Below are 21918 nucleotides of genomic sequence, written 5' to 3'. Positions count from 1 at the left end.
GCCCCGAGCTTGCGAGGGGTGGGGAGGACGAGGCCCTTGCTTCAGCGGCGGCGGGTCTCGGGGAAGAGCAGGTCGACGAAGCGCTCCACGGTGGGCTGCGGCTCGTGGTTGGCCAGCCCCGGCCGCTCGTTGGCCTCGATGAACACGTGGTCGGGGCCCTCCACGTCGGGCACCAGGAAGTCCAGCCCCGTGACCGGGATCCCGATGGCCCGGCTGGCCCGGACGGCGGCCTGCGCGATCGCGGGGTGCAGCCGGTCGGTGACGTCCTCGATGGTGCCGCCGGTGTGCAGGTTCGCCGTCCGCCGGACCTGGATGCGCTCACCCACCGGCGGGACGTCGTCCATCGCGTACCCGGACTCGGCGACCACCTCGGAGGTCGTGTCGTCGAGCGGGATGCTCGACTCCCCGCCGGTGGCCCGCTCGCGCCGCCGGCTGGTGCTGCGCACCAGATCGCTGACGGGGGAGCGGCCGTCGCCGACCACCTCGGCCGGACGGCGCACCGCGGCGGCCACCACCTCGTGGTCGATGACGACGACCCGCAGGTCCTGGCCCTCGACGAGCTCCTCGACCAGCACCTCGGGGCAGTACTGCAGGGCCAGGCGAACCGCCCGGTCCAGCGCCTCCTCCTCGCGCACCCCGACGGTGATGCCACGCCCCTGCTCGCCGCGGGCGGGCTTGACCACGACCTCGCCGCACTCGGCCAGCAGCGTGCGGGCGGCCGCCAGGTCGCCCTCGGTGGCGGTGGCGCCGCGGGGCACGCGGACGCCGGCCCGCTCCATGATCCGCCGGGTGACCCGCTTGTCGTCGCAGCGGCTCATCGCGACCGCGCTGGTGAACTCGGACAGCGACTCCCGGGTGAGCACGGTGCGCCCGCCCAGCGACAGCCGCATCTCGCCCCACTCGGCGTCGTTGACCTCGACGCGGATGCCGCGCTCGAGCGCCTCCTCGGCGATGATCCGCGCGTAGGGGTTGAGCTCGGCCAGCCCCGGCGGGCGGGAGGCGAACAGCGGCGTGTTGATCGGGTTCTTCCGCTTCACGCACAGCGCCGGCACCCGGTGGAAGCCGAGCTTGCGGTACAGCGCGATCGCCCCGGCGTTGTCGTGCATGACCGAGAGGTCGAGGTAGGCGCGGCCGCGGCCGACGTAGCGCTCGGCGAGCACCCGGACCAGCGCCTCCCCGGTGCCGGGCGGGGCGTCCTGGGCGTCGACCGCCAGGCACCACAGGCTGGCGCCGCCCTCCGGGTCGCCGAAGGCGAGCACGTGGTCGACGCCGGTGACCGTGCCGACGATCGCACCCGTCCGCCGGTCCTCGGCGACCAGGTAGGTGAAGGTGCGGGTCCGGTGGTTGGCCCACATGGTGTCGGCGTCGCCGGTGACCATGCCGTTGCGCGCGTAGATGTCGTTGATCGACCGCATCTCGTCCAGCCCGGTCACGGTGCGGACGAAGACACCGCGGATCAACTCGGCCCGCGGGCGGTAGCGGTACAGGTCCAGCCGGTAGGTGTAGCTGGGGTCGATGAACAGCTCGTCGGGCGCCATCCCGACCATCACGTGCGGGTCGCGCGGGTAGATGCAGATGTCGCGCCGGCCGCTCTCCTCCGACCGCAGCGCCTTCACGATGCCCTCGAGGCTGGAGAAGGTCTGCCCGAAGACCAGCCGACCCCAGGCGAGGTCCAGGACGACGTCGGACTCCATCCCCTGCCGCTGGTGTTCGGAGACCTGCTGCCAGGGGCGGCTGGTGGGGGACGGGGTCTCGGACACCGGGGTCCGGCGCCGGTGTCCCGCTACACGGGGCACCGTCAGACCCCGTGTCCCTGCAGCCAGAGCTCCAGCAGGCCCAGCTGCCACAGCTTGTTGCCGCGCAGCGGGGTGAGCTCGCCGTTCGGGTCGGCCAGCAGCCGGTCGACGTACTCGGGCCGGAACAACCCGCGCTCGCGGGCGGCCTCTCCGGTGAGCGCGTCGCGCACCAGGTCGAGCACCTTGCCCTCGAGGTGGGTGATCGCCGGGACCGGGAAGTAGCCCTTGGGCCGGTCGATGACCTCCGGCGGGATGATGCGCCGGCCGATCGCCTTGAGCACGCCCTTCCCGCCGTCGGCCAGCTTCAGCTCCGGCGGGCACATCGCGGCCAGCTCGACCAGGTCGTGGTCGAGGAAGGGCACCCGGGCCTCCAGGCCCCAGGCCATGGACATGTTGTCCACCCGCTTGACCGGGTCGTCGACGAGCATGACCTCGCTGTCGAGGCGCAGCGCGGCGTCCACGGCGGTGTCGGCGTGCGGCGCGGACATGTGCCGGCGGACGAACTCCAGGCTCGGGTCGCCGTCCACCGCGTACCGGTCGCTGACCAGCCGGGCCATGTCGGCGGCGTCCCTGTCGAAGAAGGCCCTCGCGTAGGTCTCCACCGCCCGCTCGCGGTCCACGCCCTGCAGCGGCGGGTACCAGTGGTAGCCGGCGAAGACCTCGTCGGCGCCCTGCCCGGACTGCACCACCCGGATCGACTGGCTGACCCGCTCCGACAGCAGGTCGAAGGCGACGACGTCGTGGCTGACCATCGGCTCGGCCATCGCGCCGATGGCGTGGCCGAGCGCCGCGGCCAGCTCGTCGGAGGCGACCCGGATGCGGTGGTGGTCGGTGCCGAAGCGCTCGGCGATGACGTCGGAGTAGACGAACTCGTCGCCCTCCCGACCGCCGACCGCCTCGAAGCCGATCGAGTAGGTGGCCAGGCCGGTCTGCCCCTCCTGGGCGAGCAGGCCGACGATCAGGCTGGAGTCCAGGCCGCCGGAGAGCAGCACGCCGACCGGGATGTCGGCGACCAGCCGCCGCCGGACGGCGACCCGCAACGCCTCCTCGATCGCGTCCTCCCAGTCACGGGGGGACCAGTTCGCGTGCTCGGGACGGCGCTCGTAGCGGGCCTCCCAGTAGCGGTGCTCGCGGGAGGTGCCGTCGGCCTCGACCACCCGCACGGTGGCCGGGGGCAGCTTGCGGACGCCGTTGACGATCGTCCGCGGCGCGGGGACGACGGCGTGCCAAGTGAGGTAGTGGTGCAGCGCGACCGGGTCGATGGAGGTGTCGACGTCCCCGGCCTGCAGCAGCGCCGGCAGGGACGAGGCGAACCGCAGCCGGCCGGGGGTCTCCGCGAGGTAGAGCGGCTTGATGCCCAGCCGGTCGCGGGCGAGCACCACCCGGCCGGTGTCGCGCTCGGTGATGACGAACGCGAACATGCCGTGCAGGTGCTCGACGACCGCGGTGCCCCAGTGGTGGTAGCCCTTGAGGATCACCTCGGTGTCGGAGGTGGAGAAGAAGCGGTAGCCGTGGCCCTCGAGCTCAGCGCGCAGCTCCTTGTAGTCGTAGATGCAGCCGTTGAAGACCGCGGTCAGCCCGAGCTCGTTGTCCACCATCGGCTGACTGCCGGCCGGTGACAGGTCGATGACCGACAGCCGGCGGTGCCCGAAGGCCACCCGCCCGTTGCTCCAGGCACCCTGACCGTCCGGACCGCGGGGGACGAGGCACTCGACCATCCGTGCCACGGCGGTGGTGTCGGCCAGGGAGCCGTCGAACCTGATCTCGCCGGAGAGACCGCACATAGCACCGATCCAACCCCACCTGCCAGGCCTGCGCGACTGCCCACGAGCACGTCACACCGATGCAACCCGGCCGCGTTCCACGTGGAACAGCGGGGCGGTCCCCGCCCGGGGACCGCCCCGCCGCCTCCCGCCGCTGCGGCTCAGCGACCTCGCTTGGGCTTCTTCGAGGAGGTGGCCGCCGCCTCCCCGCGGAGCGCCTGCGCGGCCGCGACGACGTCCACGAGGCCGGTGCCCTTGTCGAAGGAGGTGGTGTAGCCCCCGGTCCGCTGGTAGGCCGCGCCGTCGGCGTACCGGTACGCGGTGCCCTTGAGCGCCGCCTCGATCTCGGCGGGGGTCGCCGTCGGGTAGGCCTCGAACAGCTGGGCGACGATGCCGGCGACGTGCGGTGCGGCCATCGACGTCCCGCTGATCGTGTTGAAGGTGCCGACGTCGAGCAGGCCCGGACCGTTGCGCGGGTCGAGGCCGGTCGAGCAGATCGGCATGGTCGGCCGGCAGGACGAGGTGATGGCCTCGCCCGGCGCGGAGAGGTCCGGCCAGGTCGAGGGGTCGGCCGCAGCGCCGCGCGAGGAGTACTCGCTCACCACGCCGTCCCGGGTGCCGGTGTCCTGGTCGGAGTAGGAGGCGACCGAGAGGATGCCGCCGGTGGGATCCTGGCCGGGCGGGTTGGTCAGGGACTCCGAGCCGTCGCCCCCGTCGTTGCCGGCCGCCCAGACGGTGACGACGCCCTCGGCGGCGAGTGCCCGCTGCAGCTTGACGGTGGCCGACCTGGGGTCGAACTCGCCGCCGCCGGCCGGGCCGTAGGAGTTGTTCGTGACCTTGATCGGCGGGCACTCCGCCGCGGACACGCCCGCGCCGCACGGCGCCTCGTGGTTCTCCAGCACCCAGTTCAGCGCGGAGTCGGCGCCCACGATGAGCAGCACCGCGCCGGTCGAGACCGAGACGATGCTCGCCCCGGGTGCCGCGCCCTGCAGCTGCCCGCCGTCGGACAGCGTCGTCGGCCGGCCGGCGACGATGCCGGAGACGTGCATGCCGTGCCCACCGCCGGAGGTCGTGTCGGTGTCGACCAGGCCCGACACCGGGACGACGCAGTCCGGGCCGGTGTCGGCCTCGACCAGGCAGAGGCTCTTCAGGTTCGCGACCACGGCGCTGCCGCCGTCGGGGTCGCGCAGGTAGGGGTGGGTCGGGTCGATCCCGGAGTCGACGACCGCCACCGAGACGCCGCTGCCGTCCAGCGGTGAGCCGTCGGGGCCGGTGAGCGTGGCGACGGCCTCGGCACCGTGGGTGGCGGTGTTCGACGTCTCCTGGGTGAAGGCGATGGGGGTGTTGCCCTCGAGGTAGGTCACGCCCGGCTGCGACCGCACGGCCTCCACCTGCCCGGCGGTGCCGGCCGCGACGACGACGCCGATCCGCTCGAACTCGGTGACCGTCCGCATGCCGGTCGCGGCCACGGCGTCGCGGGCGGCGGCGATGTCGGTGCCGTGCACCAGCACCGTCGTCGGCGTCGCGGCGGCCAGACCGGCGAGCTGGTCGGCGAGGAAGTCCTGCACCGGGGCGAGCGGTTCGGGTGCGGCCTGGGCGGGGGTGGCGAGCAGCGCGCCCGCGACCAGCGCGGCCAGGCTCCCTCCCCCGAGGATGCGACGGGTCGACCGGGTCATGGCTCTCCTCGTAGAGGGCGGAGGGGGTGTGCCCTACCGAACGAGCGACTGCGTCGTAGGTCACGCCTCCGTCACGGCCCGTGGCGGCTGCGGGGCGGCCGGCCGCACCGCGGGCACCGGCCGGTCGGACCGCTGGACCGCTGCGGCCCGGAAACGTCCGCGGAATGGGCCCTGGGAGTCCAGCGGTCCGGCAGTCAGGCGCGCGTCACGACCAGGGGACGCCGATCCGCCGTCCGGCCAGCTCGTGCACCTCGACCTCGACGTCGAACACCTTGCGCAGCAGCTCCGGCGTCATGAGCTCGTCGGTGGGGCCCTCGGCGACCAGCTGGCCCTCCCGCATCGCGACGATGCGGTCGGAGTAGCAGGAGGCGACGTTGACGTCGTGCACGACGAGGACGACGGTGCGGCCCAGCTCGTCGGCCATGCCGCGCAGCATCCGCATCATCTGGACGGCGTGCCGCATGTCGAGGTTGTTCAGCGGCTCGTCGAGCAGCACGTGGTCGGTGCCCTGGCACATCACCATCGCCACGTAGGCGCGCTGCCGCTGCCCGCCGGAGAGCTGGTCGAGGTGCCGGTCCGCCAGCGGCCCCAGCTCGAACCAGGCCATGGCCTCGTCGACCAGCCGGTGGTCCTCGCGCGTGAGCCGCCCGCCGGAGTGCGGGAAGCGGCCGAAGGCGACCAGCTCCCGCACGGTCAGCCGCACCGACATCGCGTTCTCCTGGCGCAGCACCGCCAGCCGCCGGGCCAGCACCGGCCCCGGCGTCGTCGCGACGTCCATGCCGTCGACCCGTACCCGGCCGCTGTCGGCGGGCAACAGGCGGGCGGCGACCGACAGCAGCGTGGACTTGCCCGCGCCGTTGGCGCCGATCAGCGAGGTGATGCCGCCGGTCGGGATCGTCAGCGAGACGTCGTCCAGCACGCGGACGCCGCCGTAGGCCTTGGTGACGGACTCTATCTCGATCACTGGCGCTGTCCCCTCACTGACGAGGCTCTCTGATCAGGAGGGCGATGAAGACGATCCCGCCCACGAAGGTGACGACGACGCTGAGGCTGGAGTTGAAGCCGAACACCTGCTCGAGCACCAGCTGGCCGCCGGCCAGCGCGAGCAACGCCAGCAGGGCCGCCCCGGGCAGCACCCAGGCGTGCCGGTGGGTGCCGAGGAGCTGGCGGGCCAGGTTGGCCACCAGCAGGCCGAGGAAGGTGATCGGCCCGACCAGCGCGGTGGCGACGGCGACGAGGACGGCGACGGCCAGCAGTGCCCGGTTGACCACCCGGCGGTGCTCGACGCCCAGGCCGACGGCGGTGTCCCGGCCGAGCGCGACGACGTCCAGCCGGGGGAGCAGCCGCCACACGCCCGCGGTGACCAGGACGACGACCACCGCCGACAGGGCCAGCAGCTGCCGGTCGACGGAGCCGAAGCTGGCGAACAACAGGTCCTGCAGGGTGAGGAACTCGTTGGGGTCGATGAGCCGCGACACCAGCAGGGTGAGGCTGGTGAAGGTCGAGCCGAGGACGACCCCGAGGAGCACGAGCACGTACACGTCACGCTCGGTGCGGCCGAACAGCGACCGGTAGAGGACGGCGCCGAAGCCGATCAGCACGACGACCTCGACCGCGAAGCGCAGCCGAGGGTCGGCCGTGGTGACGGTCGAGGCGCCGAGCAGGAAGACGCCGACCGTCTGGATCAGCACGAACAGCCGGTCGAACCCCATGATCTCCGGGGTCAGGATCCGGTTGTTGGTCACCGTCTGGAACAGCACGGTGGAGACCGCGACCGCCACGGCGACGACCGCCATCGCGGCCAGCCGGCGTCCGCGCTGCTGCAGCGCGTAGTCCCAGGAGCCGGTGACGTCGACGGTCAGGAACGCGGCGACGACCGCCAGGGTCACGACGCCGAGGACCGCCAGCGTGCGCCGGCGGCGGACGGCCCGCTCGGGCGCGGTGAGGACGGCGGCCATCACAGGGCCCGCTTCCGGGCCCGCAGCAGCAGCCAGATGAACAGCACGCCGCCGATGACGCCGCCGATCATCCCGACGGGGACCTCGTACGGGTACCGGATGGTGCGGGCCAGGACGTCGCAGGCGAGCACGAACGCCGCACCCGTCAGCGCGGTCACCGGCAGCACCCGGCGCAGGTTGTCACCCATCGCCAGGGTCACGAGGTTGGGGACGACGAGACCGAGGAAGGGGATCGAGCCGACGCTGACCACGACGATCGCGGTGACGACCGAGGCGATGGCCAGGCCGACCATGACGACACGGGTGTAGGGGACGCCGAGGTTGATCGCGAAGCTCTCGCCCATGCCCGCGACGGAGAACCGGTCGGCCCAGAGGTAGGCGACCACGGTGGCGGCCAGCACCAGCCAGAGCAGCTCGTAGCGGCCGGCCAGGACGCCGGAGAAGTCGCCGTTCATCCACACGTCCATCGACTGCAGCAGGTCGAAGCGGTAGGCCAGGAAGGTCGTCGCCGCGCTCACCACGCCGCCGAGCAGGATGCCGACCAGCGGGACGACGACCACGTCGGTGAGCACCATCCGCTGCAGCAGCCAGACGAAGAACGCGGTGCCGGCCAGCGCGAACAGCACGCCGATCGACATCTTGCCGAGCACCGAGGTCCCGCCGAACCACAGCGTCGCGACGACGATGCCCAGCCCCACCCACTCCGTCGTCCCGGCGGTCTGCGGGGAGACGAACCGGTTGCGGGTCAGGTGCATCATCACCAGCCCCGCCACGGCCATCGCCGAACCGGCCAGCAGGATCGCCAGCAGCCGGGGCACCCGGCTGGTCCACAGCACCCGCGCCTGCGCCTCGTCGGGGTCGACCAGGTCGGCCGGCGTCAGGTCGCTGACCCCGAGGAAGAGGGACGCGAACGCGGCGAGCACCAGGGCCGCCAGCGCGACGGCGACGTGCCGACGCTGCACACCGCGGCGCCGCACCCGGGTGGGTGCGGCGCCGCTGCGTCCGTCTGCCGTGGTGGTCACGTCACTCGACCGCGGCAGCGACTTCCTCGACCATCTGCTCGACCGACGGCAGGCCGTTCGGCGCGACGTACCAGACGGTCGAGTCCAGGTGGTGGACGTCGTCGCCCCGCCAGGCCGTCGTCCCGCGGACCAGCTCGTTGTCGAGCACCTGCTGCGCGGCCGTGCCGGACTCGCCGATCGCGGCGTCACGGTCGAGCACCAGCAGGATGTCGGGGTCCTTCTCCGCGATGTACTCGAAGGAGATGGCGTCGCCGTGGTCGGCGGCTGTCAGCCCCTCGTCGGTGGGGGTCAGCCCCAGCTCGTCGTGGACCAGGCCGAACCGGGTGTCGGGGCCGTAGGCGCTGACCTCACCGGCGTTGGTCATCACGAACAGCGCGTCACCGGCGCCCTCGGCGGCCGTCCGCACCTCGGCGGCCCGCGCCTCGATCGCGGCCAGCCGCTCGGCGACGGCGGCCTCCTCACCGAAGACCTCGCCCAGCGTCGTCGTGCGCTCGGCGAACGAGGCCAGGAAGTCCTGGTTGTCGACGGTCAGGTCGATGGTGGGGGCGATCTCGGCGAGCTCCGGGTAGACCGCGGCCGAGCGCCCGCCGACGACGATCAGGTCCGGCTCGAGGGCGTTGACCGCCTCGTAGTCGGGCTCGAACAGCGAGCCGACCTTGGGGTACTCGTCCCCGGCGTATCGGCTGAGCGACTCCGGGTAGGTCGCCTCGGGCACGCCGGCGACCTCGACGCCGAGGCTGTCCAGCGTCGACAGCACGCCGACGTCGAAGACGACGACCCGTTGCGGGTCGGCGGGGACGGCGGTCTCGCCCTGCGCGTGGGTGACGGTGACCTCGGCGGACCCCGCGGCCGCCTCGGCGGTGGTGTCGCCGCTGCCGCTGCAGGCGCTGACGGCCAGCGCGGTGGCGACGGAGAGGGACAGGACAGCCAGCGGCCGGGCGGGCGTGCGCATCGTGCTCCTGACAGGGGAGGCTTGCCTTACTGAGGTGTGCCAACCTGCCACACACTCCGTTGCATGTGTCAACTGCCCCCCGCAGTACCGGTTGGGACGGCGCGACCACGGGCAGGGCAGGGGCCATGGAGACACGCACACTGGGACGGCTGACCGTCTCGGCCCAGGGCCTGGGCTGCATGGGGATGAGCGAGTTCTACGGCACCGGCGACCAGGCGGAGGCCGAGCGCACCATCCAGCGCGCGCTGGACCTCGGCGTCACCTTCCTCGACACCGCGGACATGTACGGCCCGTTCACCAACGAGCGGCTGGTCGGGAAGGCCATCGCCGTCCGCCGCGACGAGGTCGTGCTGGCCACCAAGTTCGGCAACGAGCGCGGTGAGGACGGCTCGTTCCGCGGCGTCAACGGCAGACCGGACTACGTGCGACGGGCCTGCGACGCCTCGCTGCAGCGGCTGGGCGTCGACGTTCTCGACCTCTACTACCAGCACCGGGTCGACACCACCGTGCCGGTCGAGGACACCTGGGGCGCGCTGCGCGAGCTGGTCGAGGCGGGGAAGGTCCGGCACGTCGGCATCTCCGAGGCCGCGCCCGAGACCATCCGCCGGGCGCACGCGGTGCAGCCGGTGACCGCCGTCCAGACCGAGTACTCGCTGTGGACCCGTGACCCCGAGGACGACGGCGTGCTGGCCACCTGCGCCGAGCTCGGCATCGGCTTCGTCGCCTACTCGCCGATCGGCCGCGGCTTCCTGTCCGGGCAGATCCGGAGCATCGACGACCTGGCCCCCGACGACTTCCGCCGGCGCAACCCGCGCTTCCAGGGCGAGGCCTTCGCGAGGAACCTCGAGCTGGTCGACCGGGTGCGGGAGATCGCCGACGAGAAGGGCGTGACCGCCACCCAGCTGGCGCTGGCCTGGGTGATGGCGCAGAGCGACCGCGCGGGGCGGCCCGTCATCGTGCCGATCCCCGGCACCAAGCGGGTGGCCTACCTCGAGGAGAACGCCGCGGCCGCCGACGTCCGGCTGACCGAGGAGGACCTGCGCCGGCTCGACGAGGCGGCGCCCGTGGGCGCCACGGCCGGCGACCGCTACCCGGACATGTCCACCGTGCACCGCTGAGAGAGGACCCCGTCCTCCTCACGCCTCGGAGGAGGACCCCCTGCCCCCCGCCGCTCGCAGGCTCGCGGCGGGGGGCAGGGGTCCCCGCGCCCGGCCGGTCGAGGACGGCGGCGACGTGCTCGCGGGGGCCGGTGCCCGCAGCCGGTCGCTGAACTCGGCCCAGGTGTCGCGCATCTCCGGCCCCGGCCAGCCCGCCGGGCGCAGCCCCGTGGGCAGCAGCGGGTCGCCGGACCCGATCCGGCGGACGGCGGCCAGCCCGCGCAGGTGGGTCACCAGCGCCGTCGCGCCGTGGGGGACCGGCCCGGCCAGCACGCGGCGGAGCCGGTCGATCTCCCGGCGGTAGGCGGCGGCGAGCCCGAGCAGGTCCCAGCAGCAGGCGGCCAGCTCGCGGTCCGAGTCGCCGGTCTCCGCGGCGACCCGCGCGGTCAGCAGGTCCAGCCGGCCCAGCGGCTCGTCGGCCAGCTCGGTGCGCACCTCGTCGAGGGCAGCGCGGTGCGGCGAGACCCAGGTCGCGGGGGCCAGCGGCCCGAAGCCCTGCCGGGCGAGCGTCCGGCGGACCCGTTCGCGGGCCGCCCGGTCGGTCTCGGGGACGGTGTAGATGACCACGCGCCAGTGGCCGTCCCAGGGGCCGAGCCGTTCGTCGATCCGGGCCCAGCGCCGCCGCACGGTGCCGCGCAGCGCCTCGGTCGGCGTGTACAGCGTCTCCCGGCCGTGGCGGGTCGCGGCGAGCCAGCCGCTGCGGCGCAGCGCCGCGGTGGTCGTCCGCGCCGTCGGCTCGGCGACGTCGAACGCCTGCAGGAGGGCCACCAGCGACCGGAGGCGCACGGGCCGGTCGGTCACGGCGTCGAGGTGCTCGGCGAAGAGGTCGCGGACGGTCATGGCAGCCTCCCGGCACGCCGTGGTCTCGACGCGCCCGTGGTGAGCGCCCCGGTACCAGGGGGGTGACCGGGACGTTCCCCCTGCGCGCGAGGATGGCACCCGTGCCCGACACCTCCGCCTCGGGGTCAGCCCGGTGACGCTCCTGCTGGTGGTCGCGGTCACCGTCGCTGCCGGGCTGCTCGCCCTGGCCGGGGTCGCCTCCACCCTCGCCCGCCGGCGGATCGGCCTGCTGCACCTGTGGGGCGCGGCGTTGCTGGAGGTCCTGCTGCTCGTGCAGGGGGCACTCGCCGTCGTCCAGCTGGTCCGTGGGGAGCGCCTGGCCGACACCCCGACCTTCCTCGGCTACCTGGCCGGCATCGTGCTGCTGCCCGTCGCCGGGGCACTGTGGGCCCGGACCGAGCCGAGCCGCTGGGCGGGCACCGTGCTCGCCGTGGCGGCCGGGGCGGTGGGCGTGATGATCTGGCGGCTGCTGGAGCTGTGGGAGGCGACGGGTGGCTGAGACGACGGGGGACCGGCCGGCGACCGGCGAGGGCCCGGGCCGGGTGCTGGTCGCGGTGTACGGCGTGTTCGCCCTCGCCGCCGGCGCGCGGGCCGCCGTCCAGCTGTCGACCCGCTTCGCCGAGGCCCCGGTGGCCTACCTGCTGTCCGCGCTGGCCGCGGCCGTCTACGTCGTCGCCACCGTGGCGCTGGCCCGGGGGGGACGACGGGTCGCCCTGGTCGCGATCACCGTCGAGCTGGTCGGCGTCCTCGTGGTCGGCACGCTGTCACTGGTGGACCGCGCCGCCTTCCCCGACGAGACGGTGTGGTCGGCGTACGGCCGCGGCTACCTGTTCATCCCGCTGGTGCTGCCGGTCGTCGGCCTGCTCTACCTGCGCCGCACCGCGCGGACGCCGTCCCGCTGACCCGCTCGCGGCGGTGATCCGTGGCGGTGCCCTCGCTGCAGGGTCCCGCCGCGAGCGTGCGAGTGGTGGGGGGCAGCGAGGTCCTTCTAGAACTCCCCGCCGCCGAAGTCCCCACCGAAGTCGCCGCCGCCGAAGTCGCCGCCCGGGTCGGCGCCGCCGGCGAGGTCGCCACCCGGGTCGCCGCCATAGTCGCCCTGGGCGTCCTCGTGGCCCTGGGCGTAGGCCTCCTCGTCACCGCCGCCGAACAGGCCGCCGTCGCCGAGGCCGGTGTCGAACAGCGCGTCGGCGACCGCCGTGCCGACCACCAGGCCGCCGACGGTGCCGAGCAGGCTGGCGCCCAGCGTGCTGCCGAAGCCCGGACCGCCGTACCCGCGTCCGTGGCCGGGGCCGTAGCCGGGGCCGTAGCCCCCGCCGTACCCCGGGCCGTATCCGCCTCCGCCGAAGCCGCCGCCGAAGGCCCGCTCCAGCGTGCCCGGCTGGCGCACCTCCGCGCGGGTGGCCGCACGGGCGAGGGAGCGCGGGTCGTCCGAGCGCGGCCGCTCCGACGAGGGGACCGCGGCGGCCAGCTGGACCAGGACCTCCTGCCGCTGCTGCGGCGTGAGCTGGGCGAAGGCCTCCGCGTGCGCCTCCTCGATCTGGTCCGGCGGCGCGGTGCGCAGCAGGTAGCGGTAGCGCTCGACGGCCTGCTGGTCGGTGGGCGCGCCACCCTGCGGCGCCGCCTGGTACCCGCCGTACTGCGGCGCGGCCTGCTGGTACCCCGCACCGTGGTACTGGTCGTGGTCGGATCGGCGACGGCCGAAGAGCCGGTCGAGTAGTCCCATGGTGTTCGTCTCCCTCCGGTCGGGGAACGGCGTACCCCCGACCGGAGGGGTTCCCGCCGCGCCGCGTCCCACACCTGGACGGTGGACTGCCTGGTCAGCGTGCTGCCCCGTGGTGGCCCGGGCGCGAGGTGCGCGGTTAGGGTCGTTGCCGTGCCGGCCGAGCGGGACCGTCTGCGGGAGACGTCCTCCGTACAGCGCCCTGACGGCGTCGTCGGGCGCCAGGAGGCCGGCGTCGTCACCGCCGCCACCGCCCTCATCTCCGGGCACCGGGACGCCGGCGCCGCCTCCGCGGCGCTGCCCGGGGTCCTCGTCGACGTCCCGGTGGCCGTGCTGCTGATCGACCGGTCCCACGGGGCGGTCACCTACGCCAACACCGCGGCGGTGGAGCTGGCCGGCAACGTCGGCCTGCCCGTCGACATCGACACCTGGGGCGCCGCCGCCGGGCTCACCGACCTGGGCGGCCAGCCGCTGGCCAGCACCTCCGGCCCGCTGTCGCTGGTGGCCCAGGGCCTGCCGGTCACCGGCGAGGCGGTGCGCCTGGCCCCCGGGCGCAGCGCCGACGGGCGGCCACGGGCGCAGGGCGAGGCCGAGCGCGAGCGGCTGCTGTGGGTGACCGGCTTCCCGCTGTCCCGGCCGGACGGCGAGGAGCAGCTGTCGCTGGTCGTCTTCCTCGAGGTCGAGAACGACTCCGCCGCCGACGACCCCGAGACCTACCTGCAGGCGCTGCGCGAGCGGGCCGTCGTCGCCACCGACATCACCTTCACCATCACCGACCCGCGCCAGCCGGGCAACCCGCTGATCTGGGTCAACCCCTCGTTCACCCGGGTCACCGGGTACGAGTACGGCGAGGCGGTCGGCCGCAACTGCCGCTTCCTGCAGGGGCCGGCCACCGACCCGGAGTCGGTCGCCACCATCCGCCGGGCGCTCGACGAGCAGCGCGCGGTCACCACCACCCTGCTCAACTACCGCAAGGACGGCACGGCCTTCTGGAACCAGCTGTCGGTCAGCCCGGTGTTCGACGGCGAGGGCCGGCTGGTCAGCTTCGTCGGGGTGCAGACCGACGTCACCGAGCGGGTACGGGTCGAGCGCGACCGCGAGTCGGCGTTCGCCGCCGAGCAGGCCGCCCGCCGGGAGGCCGAGCTGGCCCGCGCGGCCGCCGAGCGGGCGCAGGCCGACGCCGAGCGGGCCCGCGCGGACGCCGAGCGCATCCAGGGCCGCCTGGCGCTGATGGCCGAGGCGACGAGCACGCTGATCGCCACGCTGGACCTCACCGACGTGCTCGACCGGCTGGCCCGGCTGTGCGTGCCGCTGGTCGCCGACTGGGTGTTCATCACCCTGGTCGACGACGCCGGGGGCGTCCGCGAGACCGCCTGCCGGCACCGCGACGGCCTCGAGGAGCAGCTGCGGGTGCTGGCCACCCAGCACGCCGGGCACCTGCCGGAGGACTCGCCGACCCGGCGCAGCATCGCCACCTCCCGGCCGGTGCTGGTCCAGGGGGCCGACGCCGACCTCGACGAGCTGTTCACCTCCGAGGCCGCCCGCCAGGCCGCCGAGCAGCTCGGTGTGGGGTCGCTGCTCGCCGTCCCCATGGTCGCCCGCCGGCGGACCCGTGGCGCCATCCTGCTGGCCCGCACCGAGACCGAGCGGCCCTTCGACCAGGAGGACGTCGACCTCGCCGAGGACCTCGCCCGCCGCGCCGCGCTGGCCATGGACAACGTGCGCCTCTACCAGCAGGAGCACACCGTCGCCGACACGCTGCAGCGCTCGCTGCTGCCCGACCTGCCGGCGATCCCCGGCGTGCAGTCGGCCGCCCACTACGTGAGCGCCTCCACGACGGCCGACGTGGGCGGCGACTTCTACGACCTGCTGCACATGCCCGACGGCTCGATCGGCGTGGTCATCGGCGACGTCGTCGGCCACGACATCGCCGCCGCCGCGGCGATGGGTCACCTGCGCGGGCTCATCCGGGCGTGCGCCTGGGAGGCCCCGGACCCCGACCCCGGCGTCGTCCTCGCCCGGGTGGACCGGCTGGTGCAGGGGCTGGGGGTGGCCTCGATGGCCACGATGGTCTACGCCCGCGCGGTGCCGCCGGCCGGCGAGGGTGAGCCGTGGCGGCTGACGCTGGCCAGCGCCGGCCACCCGCCGCCGCTGCTGCGCACCGCGGACGGCGACGTGCAGCTCCTGGACGGCGTGACCGGCCTGCTGATCGGCGTCGACGGCAGCCGGCCCCGGCGGTCGACGACGATCGACCTGCCCCGCGGGGCCACCCTGCTGGCCTACACCGACGGGCTCATCGAGCGGCCGGGCACCGACCTCGACGAGGGCATCGCCGAGCTGGTCGCGCGGCTGGCCGCGACCCCGTCGGGCGCCGGGCCCCGGCAGCTGTGCGACGCCGCGGTCGCCGGCTCCCTCGACGGGCGGGACGACGTCGCGCTGATCGCGGTCCGCTTCGCCTGACCGCTCAGCTGCGCGGGGTCTCCAGCAGGCCGTAGGCGCCGCGGTGGAACAGCAGCGGCCGCCGTCCGGGGTCCGCGCCGAGGTCGAGCACCCGGGCGGCCACGAGCGTGTGGTCGCCGCCGTCGTACTCGGCCCACAGCTCGCAGTCGATCCAGGCGACGACGTCGTCGAGCACCGGCTGGCCCTGCGGGCTGGGCCGCCACGAGACGCCGGCGAACTTGTCGGCGTCGGAGCGGGCGAACCGGACCGACAGCGCGGTCTGGTCCTCGGCGAGCACGTTGACGCAGAAGCGGCCGAGCTCGCGCAGCCGCGGCCAGGTGCGCGAGGTGCGCGCCGGTGCGATGACCACCAGCGGCGGGTCCAGCGACAGCGAGCTGAACGACTGGCAGGTGAAGCCGATCGGCCCGCCGTCCCCCTGGGCGGTCACCACGGTGACACCCGAGGCGAAGTGGCCGAGGACGTCACGCATGGTGCGGGGGTCGACCCTCCCGCCCCCGGACGGCGGCTGGCTCATGGCCGCCAGCCAACCACGGCGGTGCAGGTCACCCGACACCCATGGACCGGGGCACCGAGCGCCCACCCGCCCGGTACAGCGAGCTGGGCAGCGGGCGGCCCACGGCCTCCTCGGTGACCCGGGCGGCGGCGAGGACGGCGTCGAGGTCCAGCCCGGTGCGCACGCCGGACTCCTCCAGCATGTAGACCAGCTCCTCGGTGGCGATGTTGCCGCTGGCCCCGGGCGCGAACGGGCAGCCGCCGAGGCCGCCGACCGAGGCGTCGAGCTGGGTCGCCCCCGCCTGGACGGCGGCCAGCGCGTTGGCCTGCCCGGTGCCGCGGGTGTCGTGGAAGTGCACGCCCACGTCGACGCCCGGACAGGCCCGGCGGACGGCGTCGAGCAGCTGGACGACCCGCATCGGGGTGGTCGTGCCGATCGTGTCGCCCAGGCAGATCCGGTCGGCGCCGGCGGTGACCGCGGCGCGGGCGACGTCCACGGTGCGGGGGATCGGCGTGCGGCCGTCGAACGGGCAGTCCCAGGCGGTCGCGATCACCACCTCCAGCGAGCCGCCCGCGCCGTGGGCCAGGCCGGCGATCTCGCCGACCGCGGCGACCGCCTCGGCGGTGCTGCGCCCGGCGTTGGCCCGGCTGTGCCCGTCGGAGGCGGAGACGACGTACTCCAGGTCGGCGACCCCGGCGTCCACCGCACGGGTCGCGCCCCGGGCGTTGGCGACCAGCGCGGAGAAGAGCACGCCGTCGAAGGCGTGCAGCTCGGCGGCCAACTGGTCGGCGTCGGCCAGCGCCGGCACGGCCTTCGGTGAGACGAAGGAGGTCACCTCGATGCGGCGGACGCCGGTGGCCACGAGCGCCTCCAGCATCGCCAGCTTGCCCTCGAGGGGCACCGGCGCCTCCAGCTGCAGGCCGTCGCGCATGCCCACCTCGCGGACGTCCACCGTCGCGGGCAGTACCAGGTCGAACTCGTTCACGGACCCTCCTCGGTCGATCCCGTGCCATCCTGCCCCGGCGTCGGGTTCCACGTGGATCGTGTGCCGACGCAGCGGGCCGGGTCGACCGGCGCGGGACGGCGGGAGGAATCGAGTGGACACACCTGGCGGACTGCCCCCGGCGGATCGCCGGAGCGCGTTCTCCAACGCCCCCATGGGTGTCCTCCTGGCCACACCCACCGGCCTGCTGGTCGACGTGAACCCGGCCTTCACCCGGATGATCGGCCGGACCGCCGACGAGCTCTACGGCACCTCGGTGCTGGAGCTGGTGTACCCCGACGACGCACCGGCCACCGTCGATGCCTTCGCCGAGCTGGTGGAGCGGCGCCACACCATGCGGCACGAGACCCGGCTGGCCCGCCGGGACGGCAGCGTGGTGCCCGTCCAGGTCACGTCGTCCTGGGTGGACGAGACGCCGGACGGTGACCCGCCGCACGTGGTGGTGATCGTCGAGGACATCACCGACCGCAAGGCCCTGGAGGCCGCGCTGGTGCACCGTTCCCTGCACGACCCGCTGACCGGCCTGCCCAACCGGATCCTGTTCAGCGACCGGCTGCACCACGCCCTGGAGCGCGGGCGCCGGCAGCGGACGCCGACCAGCCTGCTCGGCATGGACCTCGACGGCTTCAAGCAGATCAACGACCAGTACGGCCACCCGGTGGGCGACGAGGTGCTCGTCGCAGTCGCCGAGCGCCTGACCTCGGTGCTGCGCGCCAGCGACACCGCGGCCCGCGTCGGCGGGGACGAGTTCAGCATCGTCTGCGAGAACAGCGGGCGGGCCGACGCCGAGGCCCTCGCCGCCCGGCTGCGGGACAGGGTGAGCGAGCCGCTGCGGGTGACCGGCGGGCTGACCCTCCCGCTGTCGGTGAGCATCGGGATCGGCTCGGTCGAGAGCGACGTCGACCCCGAGCGGGCGTTCGGGGCGCTGGTGCGGGAGGCCGACGACGCGATGTACGTCGACAAGGCCAGCCGGCGCGGCTGACCCGTCCGGCTCAGCCGCCCCAGCGGCTGACGACGTCGGTGAAGGCGGCCGCGGCCTGCTCGAGCTCGGCGAGCTCCACGTACTCGTCCACGGCGTGCATGACCGCCGGGGTGCCCGGCCCCCAGACGACGATCGGCGCGCCGCCGACGACCTGCACGAGCACCGAGGCGTCGGTGAAGTAGGTGGCGGGCGTGGACAGCGCCGGCGCCGGCAGCGAGGCCACCCACGGGTCGTCGGCGGGGGTGCCGACCGGCGGCAGGTCCACCCGCACCTCGACGTCGGCCACCTCCGGCTGGGCCCGCCACCAGGCGAGCAGGTCGCCGCCGTCGGCCACGGTGCGCATGTCGACGACCACCTCGGCGCGGTCGGGGACGACGTTAGGCACCGTGCCCCCCGCGACGACGCCGGGGTTCCAGGTCTCGGTGCCCAGGAACGGGTCGGTGCGGAAGGGCAGCGTGCCGCCGGCCCGGGCGAGCAGCGCGGCCAGGTCCAGCACCGCGTTGTGCCCGCGTTCGGGCGTGCTGCCGTGCGCGGCCCGGCCCGCGGTCCGGACGGCGAGCCACAGCGCCCCCTTGTGGCCGAGGACGACCTGGTTGCCGGTGGCCTCCGGGACGACCACCGCGCCCACGGGCAGCTCGGCGACGGCCGCGGCCGCCGCGGCGGCCCCCTGGGACCCGATCTCCTCGTCGCTGGTGAGCAGCAGGGCGACCGGCGTCGCCGGGTCGGCGGCGGCGAGCGCGGCCACCGCGGCGACCACGCCGGCCTTCATGTCGCTGCCCCCGCGGCCCCACACCCGCCCCTCCTCGAGGTCGGCGTCGAAGGGGGCGCGCTGCCACGCGGCCGGATCGGTGGCGGGGACGGTGTCGACGTGGCAGGCGAGCAGCAGCTGCCGGCGGTCGGGGTCGGCCGGTGTCCGCAGCAGGGCCCAGGGGTGGTCGCGGTCGCCACCGCCGGTCACCTGCAGGTGCGGAGCGCGCTCGCGCAGCACGTCGGTGAGCATGCCGAGGGCGTCGCGCTGGGCGATGGCGTCGCCGGAGACGGTGGGACGGCCCACCAGCTCCCGCACGAGCGCCACCAGGTCGAGGGCCGGTCCGGTCGCCGTCATCCCCCCATGCTGCCCCACCGGGACGCGGGCAGCGGCTCAGCGCCGGCACCTGGCCGCGGTACCCCGCGAGGCGCGTGCGAGGAGCGGGAGCCGGAGGCTCCCCGACGAGTGCGCGAGTCGGCTCATCGCAGGCCGGGAACGGCACGTGGCGACAGGTCTTCGAGGCACGGGGACGGCACCGGGCCGGGGTGGACCGGGCGCGGGGCCCGGAGGGTCCCCGACCGGGACACGGGCAGCGGCTCAGCGCAGGCCGGGGACGGCACCTGGCCGCGGTGCGGTCCGGCGAGGCGCCCCGCGAGGCGCGTGCGAGGAGCGGGGGCCGGAGGCTCCCCGACGAGTGCGCGAGTCGGGCTCCACGCAGGCCGGGGACGGCACCTGGCCGCGGTGTCGGCCGGTAGGCCGACGAAGTCACACGAGCGCGCGGCCCACCGCGACGGCGCGGGTGTCCGGCGCGGCCATGCGCACCGCGTCGGCCTCCCGGTCACTGGCCTCGGTCTGCGAGCGACGCTCGGCCTCCACGCGGGCGGCGTAGCTCTGCACCTCGTTGGCGATCCGCTGCTCGTCCCAGCCGAGGACCCCGGCGACCGCCCGGGCCACCGGCTCGGCGCTCTCCATGCCGCGGTGCGGCGTCTCGATGGAGATGCGGGTGCGCCGGGCCAGCAGGTCGTCGAGGTGCAGCGCCCCCTCGTGGGAGGCCCCCCACACCATCTCGACCATCAGGTACCCCTCGGCGCCGGGCACCGGCTCGAGCAGCGAGCGGTCGTCAGCGGCCAGCCCGAGCACCTCCGGCGTCTCCGACCCGTAGCGGTTGAGCAGGTGCTCGGCGCGGAAGTGCGGGATGCCCCAGCGCTCGCTCAGCCCGTGCAGCTGGTTGACCATCGCGTGGTAGCCCTCGGCGCCGACCAGCGGGATGTTCTCGGTGACGCTCGGGGGGACGGCGCGGGTGACGTCCTCGGCGACGGCGTCCACCGCGTCGGCGGCCATCGGCCGGTAGGTCGTGTACTTGCCGCCGGCGACGGCGACGACGCCGGGCATCGGCCGGGCGACGGCGTGCTCGCGGGAGAGCTGGCTGGTCATCTCCGACTCGCCGGCCAGCAGCGGGCGCAGCCCGGCGTAGACGCCGGTGATGTCGTCGTGGCTCAGCGGGACGGTGAGCACCTGGTTGACGTGCTCGAGGATGTAGTCGATGTCGGCCCGCGACGCCGCCGGGTGGGCCTTGTCGAGGTCCCAGTCGGTGTCCGTCGTCCCGACGATCCAGTGGCTGCCCCACGGGATGACGAACAGCACCGACTTCTCGGTGCGCAGGATCAGCCCGGTCTCGCCGTTGATCCGGTCACGGGGGACGACGATGTGCACGCCCTTGCTGGCCCGCACGTGGAAGCGGCCGCGCCCGCCGACGAGGGTCTGGATGTCGTCGGTCCACACCCCGGTGGCGTTGACGACGACCTCGGCCTGGACGTCGATCTCCGCGCCGGTCTCCACGTCGCGCACCCGCACCCCGGTGACCCGGCCACCGGCGTGGTGGAAGGCGACCACCTCGGCGGAGTTGAGCATGGTGGCGCCGTAGGCGGCGGCGGTGCGGGCGACGCTGAGGGTGTGCCGGGCGTCGTCGGCCTGCGCGTCGTAGTAGCGGACGGCGCCGACCAGGGCGTCGGGCTTGAGCGCGGGGAACAGCTTGCGGGCGCCGGTGCGGGTGAGGTGCCGGTGCGGCGGCACCGGGGTCGACAGCGCGCCGACGCGGGCCAGCCCGTCGTACAGGGTGAGCCCCGCGGCCACGTACGGCCGCTCCCAGTGGCGGGTGAGCGGGTAGAGGAAGGGCACCGGCTTGACCAGGTGCGGGGCGAGCCGGGTGACGCTCAGGTCGCGCTCGTGCAGTGCCTCGCGCACCAGGCCGAAGTCGAAGGACTCCAGGTAGCGCAGCCCGCCGTGGAACAGCTTGGAGGAGCGCGAGGAGGTGCCGCTGGCGAAGTCGCGGGCCTCCACCAGCGCCGTCCGCAGGCCCCGGGTCGCCGCGTCGAGGGCGACGCCGCTGCCGGTCACCCCGCCTCCGACGACGAGGACCTCGAAGGGCTGCTCGGCCAGCTCGGCCCAGGCGCGGGCGCGCAGCTCGGGGCCGAGTGCGGGGACTACGGGCATGCCGACTCCTCCTGCGGGGACGTGCTCGCCTCAACGGTAGGACGGTGCTCAGGGCGAGTCGACGCTCGTCGTTCGACATGGTCGTACAGCGAGGGCCTAGGGTGACCGGCCGTGCCGGGCACCGTGCAGTCCATCGAGCGTGCGGCCACCCTGCTGCACGCCATCGTGGAGTCGGGTGGCCAGATGGGCGTGACCGAGCTGGCCGCCTCGGTGGGGCTGCCGAAGACCACGACCCACGGGCTGCTGCGCACGCTCCTGGCCGTCGGGTTCGTCGAGCAGGACCAGCGCACCGGTCGTTACACGCTCGGCGCCGGCCTGCTGGGGCTCGGCTCGCACTACCTGGACGCCAACGAGCTGCGCTCTCGGGCGTCGAACTGGGCGGACTCGCTGGCCGCCCGCAGCGGGTTCGCCGTCCGGCTGGGGACGCCGGCGGGCCTGCAGGTCGTCGTCGTCCACCACGTCTTCCGGCCCGACGACTCACCGCAGGAGCTGGAGGTCGGGTCCGTGCTGCCGGCGCACGCCACCGCGGTGGGGAAGGTCCTGCTGGCCGCGCGCCCGGGGATGGCCCGGGCGCTGGCCGACGCCCCCCTCGAGGCGCTGACCCCGCGCACCGTCGTCGACCCGGCGGCGCTGCTGGCCGAGCTGCAGGCCGCCCGCGCCCGGGGCTGGGCCGAGCAGCGGGGGGAGTACCGGCTGGGCGGCCTGCAGCTCGGCCAGCAGCGCCGCCGGGTCGACGACGGTGCGCGGGGTCAGCGCCTCGAGGGTCTGCCTCATATACACATCTAAGATCACACGACACCGACGTATATATCGTGAGGCGTCTTTCGCTTGAAAAAAAACACAAAATAAAAACTA

Annotated in this window: 19 protein-coding genes; 6 read left to right on the top strand and 13 right to left on the bottom strand. The window is 74.6% G+C overall.

Annotated features, from left to right (window positions below):
* Positions 1–41 precede the first annotated feature (41 nt).
* From ngg to CNO22_RS13370, 7 genes are all read right to left on the bottom strand, one after another.
* Positions 42–1760: an N-acetylglutaminylglutamine synthetase gene (gene ngg, locus CNO22_RS13400; RefSeq protein ID WP_232807007.1), complete on the bottom strand. Its 1719-nt coding sequence runs from the start codon at positions 1758–1760 to the stop codon at positions 42–44.
* 38 nt (positions 1761–1798) lie between these two features.
* The gene (locus CNO22_RS13395) at positions 1799–3580 is read right to left on the bottom strand and encodes an N-acetylglutaminylglutamine amidotransferase (protein ID WP_100499845.1); all 1782 of its coding nucleotides are present in this window, start codon (positions 3578–3580) and stop codon (positions 1799–1801) included.
* Between the two features lie 140 nt (positions 3581–3720).
* The gene (locus CNO22_RS13390) at positions 3721–5235 is read right to left on the bottom strand and encodes a S8 family serine peptidase (RefSeq protein ID WP_100499844.1); all 1515 of its coding nucleotides are present in this window, start codon (positions 5233–5235) and stop codon (positions 3721–3723) included.
* A 205-nt stretch (positions 5236–5440) separates the two neighbouring features.
* The gene (locus tag CNO22_RS13385) at positions 5441–6199 is read right to left on the bottom strand and encodes an iron ABC transporter ATP-binding protein (protein ID WP_100499843.1); all 759 of its coding nucleotides are present in this window, start codon (positions 6197–6199) and stop codon (positions 5441–5443) included.
* Between the two features lie 13 nt (positions 6200–6212).
* Positions 6213–7193 carry an iron chelate uptake ABC transporter family permease subunit gene (locus CNO22_RS13380; protein ID WP_100499853.1) on the bottom strand — a complete coding sequence of 327 codons (981 nt, stop codon included), beginning with the start codon at positions 7191–7193 and terminating at the stop codon, positions 6213–6215.
* On the bottom strand, positions 7193–8215 hold the full coding sequence (locus tag CNO22_RS13375; protein ID WP_100499842.1) for an ABC transporter permease: 1023 nt from the start codon (positions 8213–8215) through the stop codon (positions 7193–7195). The genes CNO22_RS13380 and CNO22_RS13375 overlap by 1 nt, the downstream gene beginning before the upstream one ends.
* Before the next feature lies 1 nt (position 8216).
* A complete protein-coding gene (locus CNO22_RS13370; protein WP_100499841.1) occupies positions 8217–9167 on the bottom strand; it encodes a siderophore ABC transporter substrate-binding protein in 951 nt (316 codons plus the stop codon).
* Positions 9168–9292: 125 nt separating this feature from the next.
* On the opposite strand from CNO22_RS13370, the gene CNO22_RS13365 reads away from it, so the two are divergent.
* Positions 9293–10285: an aldo/keto reductase gene (locus tag CNO22_RS13365; protein WP_100499840.1), complete on the top strand. Its 993-nt coding sequence runs from the start codon at positions 9293–9295 to the stop codon at positions 10283–10285.
* An 18-nt stretch (positions 10286–10303) separates the two neighbouring features.
* Here the strand turns inward: CNO22_RS13365 and CNO22_RS13360 are convergent, their stop codons facing one another.
* On the bottom strand, positions 10304–11164 hold the full coding sequence (locus CNO22_RS13360) for a PaaX family transcriptional regulator C-terminal domain-containing protein (protein ID WP_100499839.1): 861 nt from the start codon (positions 11162–11164) through the stop codon (positions 10304–10306).
* Between the two features lie 133 nt (positions 11165–11297).
* On the opposite strand from CNO22_RS13360, the gene CNO22_RS13355 reads away from it, so the two are divergent.
* Positions 11298–11663: a hypothetical protein gene (locus CNO22_RS13355; protein WP_100499838.1), complete on the top strand. Its 366-nt coding sequence runs from the start codon at positions 11298–11300 to the stop codon at positions 11661–11663.
* Positions 11656–12066 carry a hypothetical protein gene (locus tag CNO22_RS13350; RefSeq protein ID WP_100499837.1) on the top strand — a complete coding sequence of 137 codons (411 nt, stop codon included), beginning with the start codon at positions 11656–11658 and terminating at the stop codon, positions 12064–12066. The genes CNO22_RS13355 and CNO22_RS13350 overlap by 8 nt, the downstream gene beginning before the upstream one ends.
* A gap of 86 nt (positions 12067–12152) precedes the next feature.
* On the opposite strand, the gene CNO22_RS13345 is transcribed toward CNO22_RS13350, so the two are convergent.
* Positions 12153–12887 (bottom strand): hypothetical protein, encoded by a 735-nt coding sequence (locus CNO22_RS13345; protein WP_100499836.1) that lies wholly within the window; start codon positions 12885–12887, stop codon positions 12153–12155.
* 150 nt (positions 12888–13037) lie between these two features.
* Here CNO22_RS13345 and CNO22_RS13340 point away from each other — a divergent pair, with 150 nt between their 5' ends.
* Complete coding sequence (locus CNO22_RS13340) at positions 13038–15344, top strand: GAF domain-containing SpoIIE family protein phosphatase (protein ID WP_198588307.1); 2307 nt, start codon at positions 13038–13040, stop codon at positions 15342–15344.
* Positions 15345–15348: 4 nt separating this feature from the next.
* On the opposite strand, the gene CNO22_RS13335 is transcribed toward CNO22_RS13340, so the two are convergent.
* Both CNO22_RS13335 and CNO22_RS13330 read right to left on the bottom strand, forming a co-directional pair.
* Positions 15349–15858, bottom strand: coding sequence for a flavin reductase family protein (locus CNO22_RS13335; protein ID WP_100499851.1), 510 nt, complete (start codon positions 15856–15858; stop codon positions 15349–15351).
* Between the two features lie 28 nt (positions 15859–15886).
* Complete coding sequence (locus CNO22_RS13330) at positions 15887–16822, bottom strand: hydroxymethylglutaryl-CoA lyase (RefSeq protein ID WP_100499835.1); 936 nt, start codon at positions 16820–16822, stop codon at positions 15887–15889.
* Between the two features lie 172 nt (positions 16823–16994).
* Between CNO22_RS13330 and CNO22_RS13325 the strand changes: the two genes are divergently transcribed.
* Positions 16995–17822, top strand: coding sequence for a diguanylate cyclase domain-containing protein (locus tag CNO22_RS13325; protein ID WP_232807006.1), 828 nt, complete (start codon positions 16995–16997; stop codon positions 17820–17822).
* Between the two features lie 10 nt (positions 17823–17832).
* Here the strand turns inward: CNO22_RS13325 and CNO22_RS13320 are convergent, their stop codons facing one another.
* Both CNO22_RS13320 and CNO22_RS13315 read right to left on the bottom strand, forming a co-directional pair.
* A complete protein-coding gene (locus CNO22_RS13320; protein ID WP_100499833.1) occupies positions 17833–18927 on the bottom strand; it encodes a M20/M25/M40 family metallo-hydrolase in 1095 nt (364 codons plus the stop codon).
* A 408-nt stretch (positions 18928–19335) separates the two neighbouring features.
* Positions 19336–21063, bottom strand: coding sequence for a glycerol-3-phosphate dehydrogenase/oxidase (locus CNO22_RS13315; RefSeq protein WP_100499832.1), 1728 nt, complete (start codon positions 21061–21063; stop codon positions 19336–19338).
* 111 nt (positions 21064–21174) lie between these two features.
* On the opposite strand from CNO22_RS13315, the gene CNO22_RS29695 reads away from it, so the two are divergent.
* Positions 21175–21849: an IclR family transcriptional regulator gene (locus tag CNO22_RS29695; RefSeq protein ID WP_269799594.1), complete on the top strand. Its 675-nt coding sequence runs from the start codon at positions 21175–21177 to the stop codon at positions 21847–21849.
* Positions 21850–21918 lie beyond the last annotated feature (69 nt).

Source organism: Geodermatophilus chilensis, assembly GCF_002802985.1.
GTDB classification, from domain to species: domain Bacteria; phylum Actinomycetota; class Actinomycetes; order Mycobacteriales; family Geodermatophilaceae; genus Geodermatophilus; species Geodermatophilus chilensis.
Note: the sequence above shows the minus strand (reverse complement) of the source record. Positions and strands in the feature narration are given on the sequence as shown.

Coding starts and splice junctions, on each gene's coding strand:
- CNO22_RS13395 (WP_100499845.1), bottom strand. CDS start 3,580: ATGTGCGGTCTCTCCGGCGAGATCAGGTTCGACGGCTCCCTGGCCGAC.
- CNO22_RS13390 (WP_100499844.1), bottom strand. CDS start 5,235: ATGACCCGGTCGACCCGTCGCATCCTCGGGGGAGGGAGCCTGGCCGCG.
- CNO22_RS13380 (WP_100499853.1), bottom strand. CDS start 7,193: ATGGCCGCCGTCCTCACCGCGCCCGAGCGGGCCGTCCGCCGCCGGCGC.
- CNO22_RS13370 (WP_100499841.1), bottom strand. CDS start 9,167: ATGCGCACGCCCGCCCGGCCGCTGGCTGTCCTGTCCCTCTCCGTCGCC.
- CNO22_RS13365 (WP_100499840.1), top strand. CDS start 9,293: ATGGAGACACGCACACTGGGACGGCTGACCGTCTCGGCCCAGGGCCTG.
- CNO22_RS13360 (WP_100499839.1), bottom strand. CDS start 11,164: ATGACCGTCCGCGACCTCTTCGCCGAGCACCTCGACGCCGTGACCGAC.
- CNO22_RS13345 (WP_100499836.1), bottom strand. CDS start 12,887: ATGGGACTACTCGACCGGCTCTTCGGCCGTCGCCGATCCGACCACGAC.
- CNO22_RS13335 (WP_100499851.1), bottom strand. CDS start 15,858: ATGAGCCAGCCGCCGTCCGGGGGCGGGAGGGTCGACCCCCGCACCATG.
- CNO22_RS13325 (WP_232807006.1), top strand. CDS start 16,995: ATGGGTGTCCTCCTGGCCACACCCACCGGCCTGCTGGTCGACGTGAAC.
- CNO22_RS13320 (WP_100499833.1), bottom strand. CDS start 18,927: ATGACGGCGACCGGACCGGCCCTCGACCTGGTGGCGCTCGTGCGGGAG.
- CNO22_RS13315 (WP_100499832.1), bottom strand. CDS start 21,063: ATGCCCGTAGTCCCCGCACTCGGCCCCGAGCTGCGCGCCCGCGCCTGG.